A 14,233-nucleotide genomic window follows, 5' to 3' on the forward strand; every position below is an offset into this window, starting at 1 on the left:
CACATGTCCGACAACTTCGATGACGTTGCGCCCGTCCACGTCCCCGAGCGGGACGTGGCGGAGGTGCCGGTGTTCGACCAGAAGCGGGCCGAGGCGGCCGTGCGCGAGCTGCTCTACGCGATGGGGGAGGACCCCGACCGTGAAGGGCTGCTCGAGACTCCGGCGCGGGTCGCCCGCGCCTACCAGGAGGTGACCCGCGGGCTGCACCAGACGCCCGAGGAAGTGCTCACCACGACCTTCGACCTCGGCCACGACGAGATGGTCCTGGTCCGTGACATCGAGCTCTGGTCCATGTGCGAGCACCACCTGGTGCCGTTCACGGGTGTCGCCCATGTCGGCTACATCCCGGCCGAGTCCGGCAAGATCACCGGCCTGTCCAAGCTGGCCCGACTGGTCGATGTATACGCCAAGCGACCGCAGGTCCAGGAGCGGCTCACCACCCAGGTGGCCGACGCCCTCACCGAGATCCTCGAGGCGCGCGGCGTCATCGTGGTGATCGAGGCCGAGCACCTCTGCATGACCATGCGTGGCGTCAAGAAGGCCGGCGCCCGCACGATCACCAGCGCCGTACGCGGCACGATGCGCTCCAACGCCACGACCCGGGCCGAGGCGATGGCCCTGATCCGCGGCGGAACCCGCTAGTCGGCGGAGCGACCCAGCCGGCGGCGGAGCCGCCGGACGAGGCCGCGCAGACCCGCTCGTTCCTGGTGGCGGGCGAGGTCCGCGCGGAGCTCGTGGATCTTGGCGCGCTGGCGGCCCAGGCGGCGGGCCTGTCGTTCGATCCGGGTCTGCTGCTTGCGCGTGGTCGACTCGAGAGCTGCGATCCGCTCGGCCTGGCGCTTCACCGAAGCGGTGAGCTTCTTCTCGAGCTCACGCTCACGCCGCTTGGCGGCGGTGTCGGTGTGCTCGGAGGCGATCTTGAGGGCATGGATCCGGTCCTCGATGCGCCGGAGGGCGTCATGCCCCGATCCTCGGAGCGTGGCGACCGGTGCCGCCGGCTCCAGCGCGGCGAGCTCGGCGTCGTAGGCCGCGCTCGACCGGCCCGGCTGCGCGACGTTCGCCAGGCCGGCATCGTCCAGGAACGCGGTCAGCCGCTTCCAGCCCTCGGCCAGGTGGTTGTGGAAGCTGGTGTAGTCGGCCGCCTGGAACAGCTCGTCGACCGTGGTCGCGGCCCTGGACGGGTCGAGCATCGAGTCGAGCATCGTGTAGGGCAGACCGTGGTAGTCGCACAGCTCCAGCACGCGTGAGTCGTGGGCGATGACCATGGCAGGGGTGCCGGCAAGAACCGCGGCGACGTTGCCGTGGATACGCGTGCCGAAGGCGAACCGCTGGGTCGCCAGGAGCCGCATCCAGGACCCGGCGTCGAGAAACATCCGCGTCCGGTCCTCGTGGTAGAGCCGATGGTCGCGGTCGAGATCCATCTCGGGCTGACGGTGCCGCCCCCACTGGAGCATCGCGAAGTCGTGGTGGGTCTGACCGACGTACGTCATGCGCGGATGTCGGTCGGCGAAGGCGTCGACGTACGTCTCGAACCAGGGTGAGGTCAGCGGGCTCATCGAGACGGCGATCGGGTCCTCGTCGGCGATCGGGGTGGAGTGCTCGTCGCGGACGGTGAGCTCGGGGCCGTTGAGGTAGATCGACGGACAGCCGATGATCTCGACGTGCTCGTCGCCGTAGCCGAGGCGTCGCAGGTACTCGGCGGTGATCTCGCCACGTACGCCGACCTTCGGGGACCGCTCGAGCACGCAGTCCATGAACCGGCGGTGCAGAGCAGCCAGCTCGTCGTCGGGAGCGGTGTCGAGCTCGTCGAGGGAGAGCTGCGCGCCGATGCCGACGATGGTGGTCGGGATCGAGAGCTGCTCGATGAAGGCGGTCAGACGGGTCAGTGGGCGGGTGAACTCCGGCCGGAGGGCGTTGGCCAGCGGCACCACGAAGTGGTCGTACTCGTCGTCGGTCGCCGCGACCTCGTCGGCGGTGAACGCACGTCGCTCATGGACGAAGCGGTTCGCGACGATCTCGGTCCCGGGCACGCTGAGGAGCCGGTGGGTCGAGTCGGCGAAGAGGAGGTTGCCGACGTTCGTGCCGTAGAAGCCGATGCCCCACGCACGCGGGTCATCCGCCTCGATCACGTCGAAGGGGTCCCTCGCTGAGCGGAGCAGGATCTTGGCCACGGTGTCTCCCGGATATGTGCGCTGGCGGGCAGCCCGGCTGAGCGGGCCACCTGGTCAAGTCTGCTCCTCCGGAGCCTCCGGATAGGGTCGTGACGTGCAGGTCATGGGGATTGTCAACGTCACGCCCGACTCGTTCAGCGACGGCGGACGTTTCTTGGCGACCGATGACGCGGTGGCTCACGGTCACGCGCTCCTGGAGCAGGGGGCCGACCTGCTCGACATCGGCGGCGAGTCGACCCGGCCGGGGGCGACCAGGCCGCTGGTGGCCGATGAGCTGGCCCGGGTGGTGCCGGTCATCGAGACGCTGGCCGAGGAGGGGGCGACCCTCTCGGTCGACACGATGCGCCCCGAGGTCGCGGACGCGGCCCTGAAGGCCGGAGCCAAGATCATCAACGACGTCTCGGGCGGCCTGGCCGACCCGGGGATCCTGAAGGTCGCGGCAGAGCACGGTGCGACGTACGTCGTGATGCACTGGCGCGCGCACGGCGCGGAGATGCAGCACGAGGACCATCTCGTCTACGCCGACGGCGTGGTCGCCACCGTCAAGGCGGAGCTGGAGCAGCGGATCGAGGCGGCGCGGGCCGCGGGAGTTCAGGACGACAACATCGTGATCGACCCGGGGCTCGGCTTCTCCAAGACGGCCGATGACAACTGGCGGCTGCTGGCGGGCGTGGAGGAGTTCCACGAGCTCGGCTTCCCGGTGCTCATCGGGGCCAGCCGCAAGACCTTCCTCGGCCGCCTGCTGGCCGCACCCGACGGCACGCTGCGTCCGGTGACCGAACGCGAGAGCGCCCACGACGCGATCACCGTCTTTCTCGCGCAACGCGGAGTCTGGGCGACGCGTGTTCATGACGTACGTGCCGCCAAGGACGCACTCGCGGCGGCGATGAAGCTGGGCGTGGCCGAGCGGAGCGAGGAGACCATTCGATGAACATCACCGAACCTGCGGACGAAATCCAGATCCTCGGTCTGGAGTGCTTCGGCCACCACGGAGTGTTCGACTTCGAGCGCCGTGAGGGGCAGAAGTTCATCATCGACCTGGTGATCGGCACCGACTCCCGCAAGGCTGCGGACACGGACGACTTGCAAGACACCGTCGATTACGGAAGTCTCGCGATGGCGGTCAAAACCAATGTTGAGCGCGACCCGGTGGACCTCATCGAAACGCTTGCCCAGCGGATCGCGGACATTTGCCTTGCAGACATCCGCGCACTTTGGGTACGTGTTACGGTTCACAAACCGGGGGCGCCTATCGAAGCGACGTTCAAAGACGTCACCCTGACGATCACCCGGAGGCAGAGCACGTGACAGAGGTACCCAACCCGTACATCATCGACGCCGACACGCTCACCGGGGAGATGCGGCCGATCCGACGGGCGGTGCTGTCGTTGGGCTCCAATCTCGGGGACCGGTTGGCAAATCTGCAGGACGCGTTGAACACTCTCGCCGAGACCCCGGATGTCTGGGTGACCACGATCTCGCCGGTCTACGAGACCGAGCCGGTCGACTCGCCGGAGGGCGCTGAGCTCTACCTCAACGCGATCGTCCTTGCCGACACCACTCTCACCCCGACGCGTCTGCTCGAGCGGGCGCTCACCATCGAGGACGCCTACGGGCGCTCGCGCAGCGGCATCTTCAACGAGCCGCGTACGCTCGACATCGACGTCATCTCGGTCGGCGACAAGATCCTCGAGGAGGAGTCGCTGACGCTGCCGCACCCGCGTGCGCACCAGCGGGCCTTCGTACTGAAGCCGTGGCTCGACCTGGAGCCGAGCGCCGATCTTCCCGGCGTGGGTCCGATCGCGGAGCTGCTGGAGCAGTCCGACCAGTCCGGCATCACCCGCCGCGACGACCTCGCCCTCGAGCTCTGAGCCGGATCTGAGCACGGCACCCGAGGACCCCGACCAGGGTCCTCAGAAGGACCCCGCCGACGAGGAGCGCCGGCTCCGCCCGATGTCGGGCGGAGCCATCACGGCCTGGGCGGTCATCGGGATCGTCGGTGGCTGGCTGGCGCACCCCGTGCTGGAGACCTGGCGCGGGGTGGCTCCGGTCGTCACCTGGGCGCAGCCGGTGGTGCTGCTCCTGATCGCGGCCGCCCTCGGCGTGACCGCCTGGATCACCCACCGCCAGCTGCAGGTACGCGGCGAGCGCATCGAGGCTCATCAGGCGGTCAACCGGCTGGTGCTCGCCCGCGCCTGCACCCTGGTCGGCGCCCTGCTCGCCGGGGGCTATCTGGGCTACGCGGTGAGCTGGCTGGGCTACGACGTCAGCACCGCCGCCGGCGAGCGGCTGGTGCGCTCGGCCCTGGCGGCCGTGGCCGGAATCGCGATCGTCCTGGCCTCTCGACTCCTCGAACACGCGTGCCGGGTCCGCAAACAGGATGAAAACTAGCCGTACCGTGAGAGTATGCCTTCCCCATCCGCAACTTCAGTCACACGCAGGCGTCAGCGCAGTACACGCCTGACGGTTGCTGTAGCCCTGCTGGCGCTGGCCGCCGTCACGATCACCGCCGCGGTGGCCTCCGGGTCCTGGCTGGTCGTCGTGATCGCGGCCGTTCTCGGGCTCGCCTGTGGCGCTGCCGCAACCAAGATCACCCACTCCGAGCTTCTCCAGACCCGCCGCGACTGGGCGCGTGACCGCGCCGAGCAGGCCCAGGCCTTCCGTGTCGAGTCCGAGAAGCGGGCCGAGGAGAACGCCGAGTTCCGCGAGCACATGGATGCCAAGCTCGCCGGCCGCGTCCAGGCCGTCGAGGAGCTCGAGGCCGCTCTGGCCGCCGCCCACCAGCGCGCTGCCGAGGCCGTCCGTCGCCGTGGCGAGGAGGCCCGCCGGGCCGCCCAGGCCGAGCTGCGCGGCGAGCAGCTCGAGGCGAGGCTCCAAGCCGTCGAGGCCGACGCCGCGGAGGCGGCGATCAGGGTCGCCGAGCTGGAGTCCGAGCTGGACGCCGTACGTGCCGAGCTGGAGGCCGAGCGCACCAGCTGGACCGGGGCCCAGTCCGCCTGACCGAGGATCGGCTGCCGGCTGTTGGAATGAAGCGGCAGTTTGCGTCGGCATGTGTGATTTCACGCGGCGGACACCCACTAGATGCTCGGGCAGGTAACTGCGGTACAGGTGTCACCGTGATAATTTCTCCGGGCGGGTAACGAGCCTGTCACGGCCCGCGATCGGTGGCGATGCTGCCGTCAGGGGGCGTTGGAAGGGGGAAGCCGGGTGACGTTGACCGTCGACCAGGCAGTCGCGGTCCCTGAAGGTCTCGTGTGCCTGCGCGAGCTCATGGCTGCGTACGCCAGGAGGAGGCCGGTGAGATCGGTCGCCGTGCTCGGGAACGCTCCGCTGGGGCCCAGCGACGAGCGAGCGCAGGCGATCGACGACTCCGATCTGGTCATCCGGGTCAACAGCTTCGTGCTGGATGCTCCTGGTGAGCCGCGTGTCCAGGGTTCACGGGCCGACGTGGTGATCTGGAACCGGATCACCCGACCGACACGGTTCACCTTCGACCGCTACCGCGAGCGTCTCTACCTCCTCGCCGAACCGATGCGCTTCCATGGCCGCCTCGAGGTGTGGCCGATGTCCTGGCCGCCCGATCTGGGCTTCGTACCTCTCCCGAACAGGGAGCTGCTCACCCGTATCGGGAACGACCTCGACATCCCCTGGCGCGCCGAGAAGCTGGCGCCGACCACGGGATTCACCGCCGCGTGGCTCGCCGTCAGCCTGTTCCCGGAGTCCGACATCCTCCTGTCGGGGTTCTCCTTCGTCGACAACCCCGGCCAGAAGGAGTGGACCTACCAGGCGGGCGGCTCTTCGCCCGTGGCCCCGGAGCACCGGATCAAGGCAGAGGCGCGTGTCATGACCGACTGGCTCGAGGAGGAGCGCGTTTCCCTATGGCGATGAACCGACTGCGCGGCAAGGTCATCCGGAAGGCCGGATCCGCAGCCGAGCTGGACGAGGCTCGTGCCGTCATCGACGAGCTGCGTGCGATCACGGACCGGCAGCGGGTCCGCATCGGTGACCTCGAGCGCGAGCTCGCTCGGGTCAGCCCGCAGGTCGCGGCCCTCGAGGCGCGCGTGGAGACGTTGCGTGATGCCGTCGAGCGCGGCAGCATCGCGACCGGCGCCCCGTCGGAGGGCCATGTCGACGCCGCCTCGATCTGGGCCGAGATCCAGCGTCAGCAGGAGCAGGTGCGCGCCCGCATCACCGCGGCCACGCGTTTCGAGGAGCGGTTGCGGAGGCTCGAGGACGGAGCCACATAAGGTGAGAACGTGCCGCACCCCGCTCTGAGCATCGTCATCCCGTTTCACAACGTGGAGCCCTTCCTCCAGACGTGCCTGGAGTCGCTTCGTGCCCAGACCTTCTCGGATTTCGAGGTGGTCATGGTCGACGACGCGTCCACCGACGGGTCCGCGACAGTGGCCGACCGGTTCGCGTCGAGCGACGCGCGCTTCCGGGTGGTCTCCTCGGAGAAGGTCGGTGTCGGGGTGGCCCGCAACATCGGGGTCGAGGAGAGCAGGGGTGACCTGCTCGCGTTCGTCGACGCCGACGACTACGTCCCGGAGTACGCCTACCAGCTCATGACGGACACGCTGGCGCGCTCGGGCTCAGACTTCGTGGCGGGCAATGCCCGCCGTTTCGACTCGGTGTCGGTCTGGCAGTCGTGGTCCCACCGCCGCCCGTTCGTCACCACCCGGATCGCGACGCACTGCAGCCGGACTCACATCCTCGGCATCGATCGCTACATCTGGAACAAGGTCTACCGGCGCGACTTCTGGGACTCGGCCGGCCTCAGCTACCCGGACATGCTCTACGAGGACTACCCGGTCGCCCTTGCCGCGCACATCCGCGCCCGGCAGGTCGACGTTCTCGCCGAGCCGATCTACTACTGGCGCCACCGCGACGGTGGCGAGGCTTCGATCACGCAGAGCCACTGGAATCTCGACAACCTCCGTGACCGCGTACGTTCGGCCGAGATGCTGTTCGACATGGTCGAGGAGCAGGCTCCCTACCTGTCCGACCTGGTCAAGTCGCATCTCGCGGCGACCGATGTCCAGGTGCTCGCCCGGTCGATCGAGGACCATCCGACCGACGAGTCCGGACGCATCTTCGACCTGGCGGAGCGCTACCTGGCGCGCGTCGACGACGCGATCCTCAACCGCCAGGGACCGTTCGAGCGACTCGTGTTCGATCTGCTGAAGCGTCGGCAGCGCGAAGCGCTCACGGCGTTGACGCGGTATCGGGCCGAGTACGGGACCCAGGCGCCGCTGGCCCGTCGCAAGGATGGCTGGTACGCGAAGCTCCCGTCCTTCGAGGACGCCGCCGTCGGCGTCCCGGACTCGGTGTTCCGGCTGGCCCCCGCGTACATGAAGGCCAAGGCGGTGGCGACCGAGGCCTGGTGGAACGGCTCCCGCGTCGCGGTCCGGGTCAACATCGGCATCAACACCCTCGCGCTGGCGCCACGAACCCGCTTCAAGGTGTGGCTGGAGAGTCCCACCGGCGGCCGGGTGCCGGTGGAGCACGTCGCGCTGCCGCGGGCGATCCCGTTCGGCCAGGTGGACAGGTCGACGCTCGAGCTGAGCATCGACCCTTCCCGACTGGCCGGTGACCGCCAGTGGCGGCTCATGATCGGCATCCGCAACCGCGACGTCCGCGACGTGATCCAGGTGACGACGTCCGGGGACGGGCGGGAACGGTGGCAGGGCTGGCGGCGCATCGGCAACCGCTGGTGTCGCCCGGGACGCCTCCCCGGGGGCTTCGGGGTCACCGTCCGTGACCTCCCGGACGCCTGGGTGGATCACACCACGGACCTCGGCGACGAGATCGAGATCCGGGGCGCTTTCCGAGGCGCTCCTCCTGAGTCGGCGGAGCTGACGCTCACCGACCGCAGCGGCTCGGTCGTGACCCACCCGCTGACGATCGGCGAACGGGGCGACCGCGGCGTCACCCCGTGGCGGTTGACCGTGCCCGTCGAGGCTGTCCTCGAGAAGTCCGGGCTGGACATGCCCATGGAGGAGATCGTGCCCACCCGGGTGAAGCTGGCCCGGAAGGGACGTACGTCTCCGCTGCCGGTGCATCCGGACTTCCTGGGGTCGCGATCACTGATGAAGGGGCGCGCGGTGAACGCCACCCGCGACCCGAACGGGTCCTTCGTCATCACCGCGACGCCCGACCGTCCCGTCGTCCACGATGCCTGGTGGCAGGGTGAGGATCTGATCCTGCGGGGTCCGGACGGTCCTCGGCTGGAGTCCACAGGGGCGGTGCTGCGGACCTGGCCGACCCCGGAGAAGCCCCTCGACGTCGCCCTGGACGTGGTCGACCGTGACGGGGTCTTCCTGATCACCGTGCCCGCGGGTACGTTGCGGAGCACGGCGGTCGAGCACGGTGCCTGCGAGACGGCGCCGTGGTCGTTGCTGGACGGCCGCGACCACAAGCCGGTCGTGGTGGCCCGCGAGCTCAGCGAACGGGTGCCTCAGCCCGCCGCGAACGAGGCTGCGAAGCTCGAGTTCGGCTGGTCGGACGAGATCCACCTGCGGCTCGCGCCGGCCACGCCCACCGACGCGTGACCGGCTGAGCTCCGCTAACGGGTGACCACGCGTCGGAACGCGCGGAGAACCCTTCTCAGCAGGCGAGCCGCACGTCGTGCCCCGGGCACCCGTCCGAAGCCGGCACGCGCCCGCCCGGGGACGGCTGAGGCGCGCTTGGCGGCCCGGTTGACGGGGGTGGCCAGCCGAGCGTTCAGCTGGTCCTCCAGCTCCTTGATGCGATCGTTCAGGGCCGCGACGTCACGTCGGGCCGCGGTGCGGACCTCATGGGTCATCGTCTGACGCTGGCGCATCTGCTGCTTGAACCAGGTCACCTGGCCGCGCAGTGCCTCGTTCTCATCCATCAGCCTCTGTCGGTCGCTCGGATCGGCGTCCTGCGGCGTCTGCCGACGTGCGACCACGGGTGTCATGCCGGTCGAGGCGAGCGCGGACCCTCGCCGCTGACGTACCCGACGTACGTCCGCTGCCGTCACCGCGACATCGATGGTCGCCGCGAGCAGGACGGTGAGCTCGTCCCTGCCGCGACCTGCGGGCCAGGGGTGGCGCCACCCAGCCGCGCAGATGAACGCGGCGAGCTCGTCGAGGAGCCCGAGCAGGATCTCGTCGGCCGACTCGCCGAGCTTCACGGTCGACTCGTGGACAGGGACCACGCGCCCGGCGTCGAGGCCGATCTCGTCGACCTGAAGACCGCACCACTGCTCGGGCGCGGCGGCCACCGCGTCGTGCAGCCGGCGTACGTGGTGGCGAAGGCCCGCCACGTCCCGGCGTGCCGAGTCGCGCATGGCCTCGACCAGCCAGGACCGCTCGGCCGCGGTCCAGGAGGTCTCGTCACCGGTCCGATCGACACCGACGACCGAGGGGATCGGGTCCAGGCCTCGCGTGACCAGCCAGCCGCCGGCTGCGGCTGCGGCGTCCAGGGTGTCCAGCGCCTGGCCCAGAGCGGGCTGGACCTCGCGCAACGTGGGCGTCTCCGCGGGCCGGCCGTGAGCGACCGCGAGCGCCACCGAGCAGGCCTCGGGAGCTGCGGCCAAGGTCGGAGAACCGGCGTCGGGCCACAGCGTGTAGCCGCGACCGCGGAAGCGGGCGCTCGCGTCCACGAGGCTTCGCGGGTTCGCACGATCATGGACGGGGAAGGACCAGTCGGCATTGTCGTCGGATGCTTCCGGGGCGACCGCCGTGAGCTGCGAGAGCGGGGATCCCGGGTTGGGGACCACCAGCGCCAGCCGAGCATCGCCGGTGGAGAGCCCGGCCAGGTGCTCGGAGATGACGTGCCAGTCCGCCGCGTCCGTGTCGATCGACGCGACTCGGCTGAACCCGTCCAGCGCGAGCACGGCGTCGGCCGGCCGATCGGGGGTCCAGGCGCGCAGATCACCGCAGACGACGTCGACGGACCGGTCGGCGTAACGCTCGGAGACGAGCTCCGCGTCGGCGTGGGTGCGGAGGACGACGGTCGTCGTCGCGGCTCGGTCGACGACCGCGTCGAGCAGGTCGAGGTCGTGCGGGCCGACGACGAGCAGGTGTGAGGCGCCGGTTGCCGCCGAGACCGCGAATCGGGTCAGGACCGGTCCGCGAGGAAGGGCCCGGGCGCCGGTCATGTCGGACCAGTCGTACATGTCGCCCGGCACGACGCTGTAGGCGGCGACCTTCGCAGCCGTGTCGATGTCGTTCATCCTGTGATCTCCCATCCGAAGAGCGCGCGCAGCTCAGCAGGCGACGCCATGGCATCCAGCCCGAGCTCGCGCACGGTCGTGGCGCGTACTTCCTCTGCGTTGGTCTCCACCCCGTGGAACTCGGGGAACAGCCGCTTGGCCTGCTCGTTCCCGTCCCGCACGCTGGCGTCCCGGACGTCGGCGAAGGTCATCGGGTCGCCGTAGACCGCGACCTCGGCACCGACCGAGGCGCCGTAGAAGATCGCGGTGGTCAGCCGGTTCGACGCGACCCGGCGGTGGCGGATCTGCTCCGCGTACTGCTTGTGGAGGAAGCGGATGTCCGTGCCCTGGCGCAACGTGCCGCGCTTGCCGTGACAGATGACCCGGAATCCGGCGTCCTCGTAGCGGCGGCGGATCTCGGGCATGTCGTACTCGATCCAGTAGAGACAGACGGTCACCGGGCCCTCCTCGGTGTCCCGGATCTCCGTGATCAGCCGGTCGTGATCGCCGCTGACCTCACCGTGGTCCCAGGTGTGGAACGGGTAGAAGATCGTGCCCTCGCGCTCGGCGGCCGGCGGCACCGGCTCGACGTCCTTCTTGAGCTCGAGCAAATAGTTCCACGGAGCGCCGATCACGGCGTAGTCGCGCCAGCCGACCGCCTGGCCGCGGCGCAGGTTCGCGTGGGACCAGACGAACTTGGGGAAGCCGTAGGGCGGCTCGTGGCCCGGGCCGAAGCCGTGCAGAAGGTTCCAGCCGTGCTGGAGCACGCCCCAGATCGGGCGCGGCTGCTCGAACGGGAGGCCGCAGTACTCCGAGAGGATGTGGGCGTGTCCGTACCAGTGATTGCTCGTGTCCAAGTCTCAGTCTCCGAGATCTAGCGAACCATGTCGGCCGGCTTAGGCCGCATGCCGAGGCATGTCAGAGTGTATGCGTGATTCTCAGTGCTCTTTGACCGCGACCACCAGCACCGAGGAGCCGAACGGCAGGTCGAGCCGGGTCAGCAGGCGCTCGTCGACGCGGGTGGCGCCGAGCAGGACCTTCTCGATCGCGGGCGAGACCTCGGGCAGCGGCGCGACGCCGCCGTCGGGAAGCTGCTGGGCACCGGCCGGACCGCGCTCCTTGACCCGGGTGACCAGGCGTTGAGCGGCGAACACGGGAAACGTACCCGCGAAGCCGTACGTCGCCCGCACGGGCGACAGCCCGGCTGCCCTGATCGCCGCCACCGCCCGCCGCCGGGTGTAGCGCCGATAGTGGTGGTTGAGGTCGTCGTGGCGGGTCCAGGCCCAGTTGTACGCCGGCACGGACATCAGGAGGCGGCCGCCGGGGGCGAGGACGCGCTCGATCTCGGCGAGGGCGGCGGCCTCGGGATCGCAGTGCTCGATCACGTCGAAGGCCGCGACCACGTCGAAGGAGCCGTCGGCGAACGGGAGCCGGTCGGCGGAGCCGCACACGCCGCCGTCGGCCAAGCCACGCGGGTCGACGTCCAGCGAGATGTGATGCTCGGCGGTGCCTTCGAGCCAGGTGACGCTGGGCCCGTCGGCGCTGCCGACGTCGAGGAGTCGGCGTGGTGTCCCGACGTACGGCTTCATGACCGTCTCGAGGATCCGGGTGCGCGCTCGGTACCACCAGTAGTCGCTCTGGGCGATCGAGGGAGAGCCGCCGGACCTGGTGCCCAGCAGCATGCCCGTTTCGGTCATCGGATGGAGACCTCGCTCACGTTGGTCGACTGATGTTTGTGGCCGGGGGCGGAGGTACCAGCAGCGTAGGCCAGCGCGATCTCATCGGCGATGCGACGCACGCCGACGGAGAAAGGCGTTTGTGTCCGTCTGTCGAGCTCCGGCCAGACGACGCTGCGGACCCGCAGGTCGCGTGCCTGGCCGGGTGTCCCGGCTCCCGGGATGCGCAGCCTCGCGCGTCGTCTGAAGACTCGGTTGGTCTCGCCGATGACGGCCGAGAGGGTCACTCCGGTGCCGGCCGCCAAGATCTTGACGACGGCGTTCGATCCGGCACGGCTGACATGCTCGTGGAGCCCGTCGAGGGCGTCGACGACCATCTCGGCGCAGTCGCCGACATAGAGATAGTCCCGGATGGTGTCGAAGGAGACCCAGACCGGCAGCGGGGTGCCGCGCAGCTGGGCCAGACACAGCTGGGAGACGAGGCCCTGGGGCTTGGAGAGCTTCTGTCCCGGCCCGTAGAGATTGGTGATCCGGCCGAGCAGCGCCACCGAGCCGGTCTCGGCGCAGAATGCGGTCAGTCCTTCCTCCATGGCCAGCTTGGCCCTGCCGTACGCCACCAGCGGCCGAGGCTCGGAGAGCTCGGTGAACGGAGGATCGGCCGAGCCGGCATAGACGCCACCGACAGAGGAGGCGAAGAAGAACGCGAGCCGGGTCTCGGGCCGTAGCGCTGCACGGAGGTCGGCGAGCACGTCGCGGAAGAGCGACACCTCGGTCTCGAGCTCGTCCGCCGGGCTGGCCACGACGCCCGCGCCGGCGCACCAGGCGATGTCGACGCGGCCGTCCGGTGAGGAGCCGACGAAGGAGGTGAGTTCGGACCTCAGGACGGCGCGGGCGGCCACCGGGTCGTCCCAGGGCACGCTCACCGTCCGCACGGGCGCTCCGGAGCGCTCCAGCGCGGCGCGTACGTGGCGGCCGAGCAGACCGCCGCCACCGACGACGAGCGCGGGCGGTCGGGACGGATCCGCTGGTCGAGCCGCGAGGCCGCCCGCGGCCGAGCGTGTCGAGACCAACACGGTCCCGTCGGCGCGCGGCGGGACTGTGTTGGTGTCGACACGCCTCCGCCTAGCGGCTCCGGCGGCTCGACCAGCGGGGGCTTGGTCCTTGGTCACTCGGGGTGACCTGGCCGGGGTCCCTCGCGAAGCGGGCCGTTCGCGGGGTCGCTGACGATGACGTAGAGCGGCTTGCCCATGGCCATGTTGACGGAGACACCGAGGTATTCGGCGATCACTCCGAGGGTGAGCATGATGGCGCCGGAACAGACCAGGACGGCCGCCATCAACGAGGTCCAGCCCTGGACCGGGACCCCGCCGGCAAGGCGGGCGACGACCAGTACGACCGCCAGCACGATGCCGGATGCAGCGAGCAGGGCTCCGCAGATGCTGACCGCCCGCAGCAGACGGGTGCCGCCGGTGAGCACCATCCGCCAGAAGTGGGACATCAGGGAGCGGTAGTTGTAGCCGGAGGGCCGCTCACCCTCCTCGCGCAGCTCCACCGGGCACGTCGCCACGTCCGAGATCACCCAGCTCAGCGCGACGTCGAGATAGACCCCGTTGGCGGCGTAGGCGGACACGCTGCGGCCGTACTCGCCCAGGATCAGGCGGAAGCTGTTGAACTGCCGGGCGCTGCCCCCGGGCATGAGGCGGTCGATGACGACCTTCGAACCACGCGAGGTCAGGTTGCGCAGCGGGCCGTGAGGCGCCGCGTTGGTGGGCCGGGCGTAGACGAGGGCGGCCCGCTCCCGGAGCGCGGTGTCGAGCATTGGCCCGATGTAGGCCGGGTCGTGCTGGCCGTCCTCGTCCATCGTGACGATCCAGTCCGATCCCGACGAAGCCAGGCCGGCGAGGGTCGCGGCGTGCTGGCCGAAGTTACGGCTCAGCCAGATCGGTCGAACGATGTCGTACTTCTCGGCGAGCTGCCGCATGGCGACATCGGACGTGTCCGGACCGTGGTCGTGGACCAGGAGGATCTCGGTGACACGTCCCTGGTTCCCGTCCGGAGTGACGAACGGTTCGGCGAGGTCGACGACCTCGCTCACCACGTCCGGAAGCGTCTCGGCACCGCGGTAGACCGGGATGATGACGGAGACGGTGTGGGTGAGGGACATCGCTAGGAAAATAGCGCATCCGGAGAGGCTTCGGTGTACTCCG

Annotated in this window: 15 protein-coding genes; 9 read left to right on the plus strand and 6 right to left on the minus strand. The window is 69.7% G+C overall.

Annotation, left to right across the window (positions count from 1 at the left end; translation table 11 throughout):
* The first annotated feature begins 3 nt into the window (after window positions 1–3).
* Window positions 4–642: a GTP cyclohydrolase I FolE gene (gene folE / locus ABZ796_RS08620; protein ID WP_357336179.1), complete on the plus strand. Its 639-nt coding sequence runs from the start codon at window positions 4–6 to the stop codon at window positions 640–642.
* Here folE and ABZ796_RS08625 read toward each other — a convergent pair.
* The gene (locus ABZ796_RS08625; RefSeq protein WP_357336181.1) at window positions 639–2,171 is read right to left on the minus strand and encodes a polysaccharide pyruvyl transferase family protein; all 1,533 of its coding nucleotides are present in this window, start codon (window positions 2,169–2,171) and stop codon (window positions 639–641) included. The two genes, folE and ABZ796_RS08625, sit on opposite strands and share 4 nt — an antisense overlap.
* Before the next feature lie 103 nt (window positions 2,172–2,274).
* Here ABZ796_RS08625 and folP point away from each other — a divergent pair, with 103 nt between their 5' ends.
* From folP to ABZ796_RS08665, 8 genes are all read left to right on the plus strand, one after another.
* Entirely contained in the window at window positions 2,275–3,102 is an 828-nt protein-coding gene (folP, locus tag ABZ796_RS08630; RefSeq protein ID WP_357336182.1) for a dihydropteroate synthase, read from the plus strand.
* Window positions 3,099–3,479, plus strand: coding sequence for a dihydroneopterin aldolase (gene folB, locus ABZ796_RS08635; protein ID WP_357336183.1), 381 nt, complete (start codon window positions 3,099–3,101; stop codon window positions 3,477–3,479). The genes folP and folB overlap by 4 nt, the downstream gene beginning before the upstream one ends.
* Window positions 3,476–4,042 carry a 2-amino-4-hydroxy-6-hydroxymethyldihydropteridine diphosphokinase gene (gene folK / locus ABZ796_RS08640; RefSeq protein ID WP_357336184.1) on the plus strand — a complete coding sequence of 189 codons (567 nt, stop codon included), beginning with the start codon at window positions 3,476–3,478 and terminating at the stop codon, window positions 4,040–4,042. Before folB ends, folK begins: the two co-directional genes overlap by 4 nt.
* Before the next feature lie 82 nt (window positions 4,043–4,124).
* Window positions 4,125–4,562 carry a DUF3180 domain-containing protein gene (locus tag ABZ796_RS08645; protein ID WP_357336186.1) on the plus strand — a complete coding sequence of 146 codons (438 nt, stop codon included), beginning with the start codon at window positions 4,125–4,127 and terminating at the stop codon, window positions 4,560–4,562.
* A gap of 15 nt (window positions 4,563–4,577) precedes the next feature.
* The gene (locus tag ABZ796_RS08650) at window positions 4,578–5,171 is read left to right on the plus strand and encodes a hypothetical protein (protein ID WP_357336187.1); all 594 of its coding nucleotides are present in this window, start codon (window positions 4,578–4,580) and stop codon (window positions 5,169–5,171) included.
* A 207-nt stretch (window positions 5,172–5,378) separates the two neighbouring features.
* Window positions 5,379–6,059: a hypothetical protein gene (locus ABZ796_RS08655; protein ID WP_357336189.1), complete on the plus strand. Its 681-nt coding sequence runs from the start codon at window positions 5,379–5,381 to the stop codon at window positions 6,057–6,059.
* The gene (locus ABZ796_RS08660; RefSeq protein WP_357336190.1) at window positions 6,050–6,418 is read left to right on the plus strand and encodes a hypothetical protein; all 369 of its coding nucleotides are present in this window, start codon (window positions 6,050–6,052) and stop codon (window positions 6,416–6,418) included. The genes ABZ796_RS08655 and ABZ796_RS08660 overlap by 10 nt, the downstream gene beginning before the upstream one ends.
* Window positions 6,419–6,427: 9 nt before the next feature.
* Window positions 6,428–8,722 carry a glycosyltransferase family 2 protein gene (locus tag ABZ796_RS08665; protein WP_357336192.1) on the plus strand — a complete coding sequence of 765 codons (2,295 nt, stop codon included), beginning with the start codon at window positions 6,428–6,430 and terminating at the stop codon, window positions 8,720–8,722.
* 14 nt (window positions 8,723–8,736) lie between these two features.
* Here the strand turns inward: ABZ796_RS08665 and ABZ796_RS08670 are convergent, their stop codons facing one another.
* The 5 genes from ABZ796_RS08670 to ABZ796_RS08690 form a co-directional block, all read right to left on the minus strand.
* Window positions 8,737–10,371 (minus strand): hypothetical protein, encoded by a 1,635-nt coding sequence (locus tag ABZ796_RS08670; protein WP_357336194.1) that lies wholly within the window; start codon window positions 10,369–10,371, stop codon window positions 8,737–8,739.
* Window positions 10,368–11,207 carry a hypothetical protein gene (locus ABZ796_RS08675; RefSeq protein ID WP_357336195.1) on the minus strand — a complete coding sequence of 280 codons (840 nt, stop codon included), beginning with the start codon at window positions 11,205–11,207 and terminating at the stop codon, window positions 10,368–10,370. The genes ABZ796_RS08670 and ABZ796_RS08675 overlap by 4 nt, the downstream gene beginning before the upstream one ends.
* 81 nt (window positions 11,208–11,288) lie before the next feature.
* A complete protein-coding gene (locus ABZ796_RS08680; RefSeq protein WP_357336196.1) occupies window positions 11,289–12,047 on the minus strand; it encodes a class I SAM-dependent methyltransferase in 759 nt (252 codons plus the stop codon).
* Window positions 12,044–13,096, minus strand: coding sequence for an NAD-dependent epimerase/dehydratase family protein (locus ABZ796_RS08685; protein ID WP_357336197.1), 1,053 nt, complete (start codon window positions 13,094–13,096; stop codon window positions 12,044–12,046). Before ABZ796_RS08685 ends, ABZ796_RS08680 begins: the two co-directional genes overlap by 4 nt.
* Window positions 13,097–13,191: 95 nt before the next feature.
* A complete protein-coding gene (locus ABZ796_RS08690) occupies window positions 13,192–14,190 on the minus strand; it encodes a glycosyltransferase (RefSeq protein WP_357336198.1) in 999 nt (332 codons plus the stop codon).
* Between the last annotated feature and the right edge of the window lie 43 nt (window positions 14,191–14,233).

Origin of the sequence: Nocardioides sp. NPDC047086, assembly GCF_040643685.1 — a bacterium.
Lineage (GTDB): Bacteria > Actinomycetota > Actinomycetes > Propionibacteriales > Nocardioidaceae > Nocardioides.